Origin of the sequence: Streptomyces sp. NPDC058662 (assembly GCF_042716255.1) — a bacterium.
Lineage (GTDB): Bacteria > Actinomycetota > Actinomycetes > Streptomycetales > Streptomycetaceae > Streptomyces.
The window spans coordinates 1-5,155 of sequence record NZ_JBHXRU010000187.1; the positions used below are offsets into that span (position 1 = coordinate 1).

Here is a 5,155-nt window from a genome sequence, read left to right on the forward strand (position 1 = left end):
GGGCTGGATTGTGCCGCGGGCCGGCGCCGCGTCCCGCCCCCCCCCCGGGCCCGGCGGGAGGGGGCGGTGGGTGCGGGGGGTTGTCAGAGGGCGGAAGTAGGGTGGGCGGCATGGCCGACCCTTCCAGTTACCGCCCCAAGCCAGGGCAGGTCCCCGACTCCCCGGGGGTCTACAAGTTCCGCGACGAGCACCGCCGGGTGATCTACGTCGGGAAGGCCAAGAGCCTGCGCCCACGCCTGGCCAGCTACTTCCAGGATGTCGCCGGACTCCACCCCCGCACCGCCACCATGGTGACCACGGCCGCCTCCGTCGAGTGGACCGTCGTCTCCACCGAGGTGGAGGCGCTCCAGCTGGAGTACTCCTGGATCAAGGAGTTCGACCCCCGGTTCAACGTCAAGTACCGGGACGACAAGAGCTACCCCTCCCTCGCCGTCACCCTCGACGAGGAGTACCCGAGGGTCCAGGTCATGCGCGGTCCCAAGAAGAAGGGCGTGCGCTACTTCGGCCCGTACGGGCACGCCTGGGCCATCCGCGAGACCGTCGACCTGATGCTCCGCGTGTTCCCCGTGCGGACCTGCTCCGCGGGAGTGTTCAAGCGCTCCGCGCAGATCGGTCGCCCCTGCCTGCTCGGCTACATCGGCAAGTGCTCTGCGCCGTGCGTCGGCCGGGTCACCCCCGAGGAGCACCGCGATCTCGCCGAGGACTTCTGCGACTTCATGGCCGGCCGCACGGGCACCTACCTCTCCCGCCTCGAACAGCAGATGCGCGAGGCCGCCGAGGACATGGAGTACGAGAAGGCCGCCCGGCTGCGCGACGACATCGGGGCGCTGCGCCGGGCCATGGAGAAGAACGCCGTGGTGCTCGCCGACGCCACCGACGCCGACCTCGTCGCGGTCGCCGAGGACGAGCTCGAAGCCGCCGTGCAGATCTTCCACGTACGCGGCGGCCGGGTCCGCGGCCAGCGCGGCTGGGTCACCGACAAGGTCGAGGCCGTCGACACGGCCGGGCTCGTCGAGCACGCCCTCCAGCAGCTCTACGGCGAGGAGAAGGGCGAGGCGGTCCCCAAGGAGGTGCTGGTCCCGGCCCTCCCCGAGGACACCCCGGCCCTGAGCCAGTGGCTCGCCGAGCGGCGCGGGTCGAACGTCAGCCTGCGCATCCCGCAGCGCGGCGACAAGAAGGCCCTCATGGAGACCGTCCACCGCAACGCGCAGCAGTCCCTCGTCCTGCACAAGACCAAGCGCGCCAGCGACCTGACCACCCGCTCGCGGGCCCTGGAGGAGATCGCCGAGGCCCTGGAGCTGGACAGTGCTCCGCTGCGCATCGAGTGCTTCGACATCTCGCACCTCCAGGGCGAGGACGTGGTGGCGTCGATGGTCGTCTTCGAGGACGGGCTCGCGCGCAAGAGCGAGTACCGGCGCTTCCAGGTCAAATCCTTCGAGGGGCAGGACGACGTCCGCTCCATGCACGAGGTGGTGTCCCGCCGCTTCCGCCGCTACCTCCAGGAGAAGCTGAAGACGGGGGAGTGGGAGCCGCAGGAGTCCGGCGAGGTCGGGGACGCGCCCGAGGACGACGGCAGGCCCAAGCGTTTCGCGTACCCGCCGCAGCTCGTGGTGGTCGACGGCGGCCGGCCGCAGGTCGCCGCCGCCAAGCGGGCCCTGGAGGAGCTCGGGGTCGACGACGTCGCCGTGTGCGGCCTGGCCAAGCGGCTGGAGGAGGTCTGGCTGCCCGGCGAGGACGACCCCGTGGTCCTGCCCCGCACCAGCGAGGGCCTCTACCTGCTCCAGCGGGTGCGTGACGAAGCCCACCGGTTCGCCATCCAGTACCAGCGCAACAAACGCGGCAAGCGCCTGCGGTCCGGGCCGCTGGACGAGGTGCCCGGCCTCGGCGAGAGCCGCAAGCAGGCCCTGGTCAAACACTTCGGTTCGGTGAAAAAGCTGAGACAGGCGACAATCGACCAGATCTGCGAGGTCCCGGGCATAGGACGCAAGACGGCCGAGACCGTGGCCGCGGCCCTCGCCGGGGCCGTCCCGGCCGGTCCCGCCGTCAACACGGCCACAGGAGAGATCATTGAGGACGGGACCCCCGCACCCGCGGGGGCATCGTCCGAACGGGGGACCGAGCAATGACCGAGCACGAGACCGCGCACGACCGAGACGGAGCACAGGTGAGTACGGGCACGACAGCGGAGCCCGGCGAGACCGCCGAGGCGGCCATCCCCGAGCTGGTGATCATCTCCGGAATGTCCGGGGCCGGCCGCAGTACGGCGGCGAAGTGTCTGGAGGACCTCGGCTGGTTCGTCGTCGACAACCTCCCGCCCGCGCTGATCCCCACCATGGTGGAGCTCGGCGCCCGCTCGCAGGGCAACGTGGCGCGCATCGCCGTCGTCGTCGACGTCCGCGGCCGCCAGTTCTTCGACGCCCTGCGCGAGTCCCTCGCCGACCTCGACAGCAAGGGCGTCACCCGGCGCATCGTCTTCCTGGAGTCCTCCGACGACGCGCTGGTCCGCCGCTTCGAGTCGGTCCGCCGCCCGCACCCCCTCCAGGGCGACGGACGCATCACCGACGGCATCGCCGCCGAGCGCGACCTGCTGCGCGAGCTGCGCGGCGACGCCGACCTGGTGATCGACACCTCCAGCCTGAACGTGCACGAGCTGCGCGCCAAGATGGACGCCCAGTTCGCCGGCGACGAGGAGCCCGAGCTGCGGGCCACCGTCATGTCCTTCGGCTTCAAGTACGGCCTGCCCGTCGACGCCGACCTCGTCGTCGACTGCCGCTTCATCCCCAACCCGCACTGGGTCCCGGAGCTGCGCCCCTTCACCGGGCTCAACGAGGAGGTGTCGGGCTACGTCTTCAGCCAGCCCGGCGCCAAGGAGTTCCTCGACCGCTACACCGAGCTGCTCCAGCTCATCGCCGCCGGCTACCGCCGCGAGGGCAAGCGGTACGTGACCATCGCGGTCGGCTGCACGGGCGGCAAGCACCGCAGCGTGGCCATGTCCGAGAAGCTCGCCGCCCGCCTTGCCTCCGAAGGAGTCGAGACCGTCGTCGTCCACCGGGACATGGGGCGCGAGTGACCGCACGGAGCCTGAGGCTGAGCCGCCTGCGGCGGCTCACCCCCGGACGCGGCGACGGCGCCGCCGGCCGCCCCCGCCGGCGCGCCGCCACGCCCAAGGTGGTGGCGCTCGGCGGCGGCCAGGGCCTCTCGGCCTCGCTCGCCGCCCTGCGCCGCATCACCGGTGACCTCACCGCCGTCGTCACCGTCGCTGACGACGGCGGTTCCAGCGGCCGGCTCCGCGAGGAGCTCGGCGTGCTGCCGCCCGGCGACCTGCGCAAGGCGCTCGCCGCGCTGTGCGGGGACGACGAATGGGGCCAGACCTGGGCCCGCGTCATCCAGCACCGCTTCCAGTCGCGCGGCGACCTGCACGAGCACGCCGTCGGCAATCTGCTGATCGTCGCCCTGTGGGAGCAGCTCGGCGACCCGGTCCAGGCCCTCGACCTCGTCGGCAGGCTGCTCGGCGCCCAGGGCCGGGTGCTGCCCATGTCCGCGGTGCCGCTGGAGCTCCAGGCCCTCGTCAAGGGCCACGACCCGGCGCGCCCGGAGGACGTGGACACCGTACGGGGGCAGGCCACGGTGGCGCTCACCCCCGGCGAGGTGCTCTCCGTGCAGGTCGTGCCGAGCGACCCGCCGGCCGTGCCCGAGGCCGTCGCGGCGGTGCTCGACGCCGACTGGGTGGTCCTCGGGCCGGGGTCCTGGTTCTCCTCCGTGATCCCGCACCTGCTGGTGCCGGAACTGCTCGACGCGCTGGTCGACACGAAGGCCCGCCGGGTCCTGTCGCTCAACCTCGCGCCGCAGCCCGGAGAAACCGAGGGCTTCTCTCCGCAGCGTCATTTGGAGGTTTTGGCCCGACACGCCCCTAAACTCGCCCTGGACGTGGTGCTGGCCGACGAGGCCGCCGTGCCCGACCGCGAGTCCCTCGCCGATGCCGCAAAACGGTTCGGCGCCGCGGTCGAGCTGGCGCCGGTTGCCAGGCGGGACGGGTCTCCGAAGCATGATCCGGAGCTGCTCGCCGCCGCGTACGACCGTATTTTTCGGATGCATGGAAGGATCGGCCCATGGCGATGACGCCCGCGGTGAAGGATGAGATCTCCCGCCTGCCCGTCACCCGGACCTGCTGCAGAAAAGCGGAGGTCTCGGCGATTCTTCGGTTCGCGGGCGGGTTGCACCTGGTCAGCGGACGGATCGTCATCGAAGCGGAGCTGGACACGGGCATCGCCGCCCGCCGGCTGCGCAAGGACATCCTGGAGATCTTCGGCCATTCCTCGGACCTCGTGGTGATGGCGCCCGGCGGACTGCGCCGCGGCAGCCGCTACGTGGTCCGTGTCGTGGCCGGAGGCGACCAGCTGGCCCGCCAGACGGGCCTCGTGGACGGCCGGGGCCGCCCGATCCGGGGCCTTCCCCCGCAGGTGGTCTCCGGGGCCACCTGCGACGCGGAGGCCGCCTGGCGCGGCGCCTTCCTGGCCCACGGCTCGCTCACCGAGCCGGGCCGGTCCTCCTCCCTGGAGGTCACCTGCCCCGGTCCGGAGGCCGCCCTGGCCCTGGTGGGCGCCGCCCGCAGGCTGTCCATCGCGGCCAAGGCCCGCGAGGTGCGCGGCGTGGACCGGGTCGTCGTCCGCGACGGCGACGCGATCGGAGCCCTGCTGACCCGCCTCGGCGCGCACGAGTCGGTGCTGGCCTGGGAGGAGCGGCGGATGCGGCGCGAGGTGCGCGCCACCGCCAACCGGCTCGCCAACTTCGACGACGCCAACCTGCGCCGCTCGGCCCGGGCCGCGGTCGCGGCCGGAGCCCGGGTGCAGCGCGCGCTGGAGATCCTCGGCGAGGAGGTCCCCGAGCACCTGGCGGCGGCCGGCCGGCTGCGCATGGAGCACAAGCAGGCCTCCCTGGAGGAGCTGGGAGCGCTCGCCGACCCGCCGCTGACCAAGGACGCCGTCGCCGGCCGGATCCGCCGACTGCTGGCGATGGCCGACAAGCGCGCCCAGGACCTCGGTATCCCGGGCACCGAGTCGAACCTCGACCTCAGCGAGGAACTGGCCGACAACATGGCCGGTTGACCGCGCTTCCCCGTACGCCGCGAGGGGCCCGCACGATCACCCGTGCGGGC

At 72.6% G+C, this 5,155-nt stretch carries 4 protein-coding genes; all 4 read left to right on the forward strand.

Going from position 1 to position 5,155, the window contains the following annotated elements:
• Nucleotides 1–110: 110 nt before the first annotated feature.
• From uvrC to whiA, 4 genes are read left to right on the forward strand one after another with little or no spacing between them, the layout of a single operon-like run.
• Nucleotides 111–2,126, forward strand: a complete 2,016-nt coding sequence (uvrC, locus tag ACFWUQ_RS31100; RefSeq protein ID WP_384544705.1) for an excinuclease ABC subunit UvrC — start codon at nt 111–113, stop codon at nt 2,124–2,126.
• Nucleotides 2,123–3,070: an RNase adapter RapZ gene (rapZ, locus tag ACFWUQ_RS31105; RefSeq protein WP_384544707.1), complete on the forward strand. Its 948-nt coding sequence runs from the start codon at nt 2,123–2,125 to the stop codon at nt 3,068–3,070. The genes uvrC and rapZ overlap by 4 nt, the downstream gene beginning before the upstream one ends.
• Nucleotides 3,067–4,119, forward strand: coding sequence for a uridine diphosphate-N-acetylglucosamine-binding protein YvcK (gene yvcK / locus ACFWUQ_RS31110; protein WP_384544709.1), 1,053 nt, complete (start codon nt 3,067–3,069; stop codon nt 4,117–4,119). Before rapZ ends, yvcK begins: the two co-directional genes overlap by 4 nt.
• A complete protein-coding gene (gene whiA, locus ACFWUQ_RS31115) occupies nt 4,110–5,105 on the forward strand; it encodes a DNA-binding protein WhiA (RefSeq protein ID WP_037792880.1) in 996 nt (331 codons plus the stop codon). The genes yvcK and whiA overlap by 10 nt, the downstream gene beginning before the upstream one ends.
• The last annotated feature ends 50 nt before the right edge of the window (nt 5,106–5,155 follow it).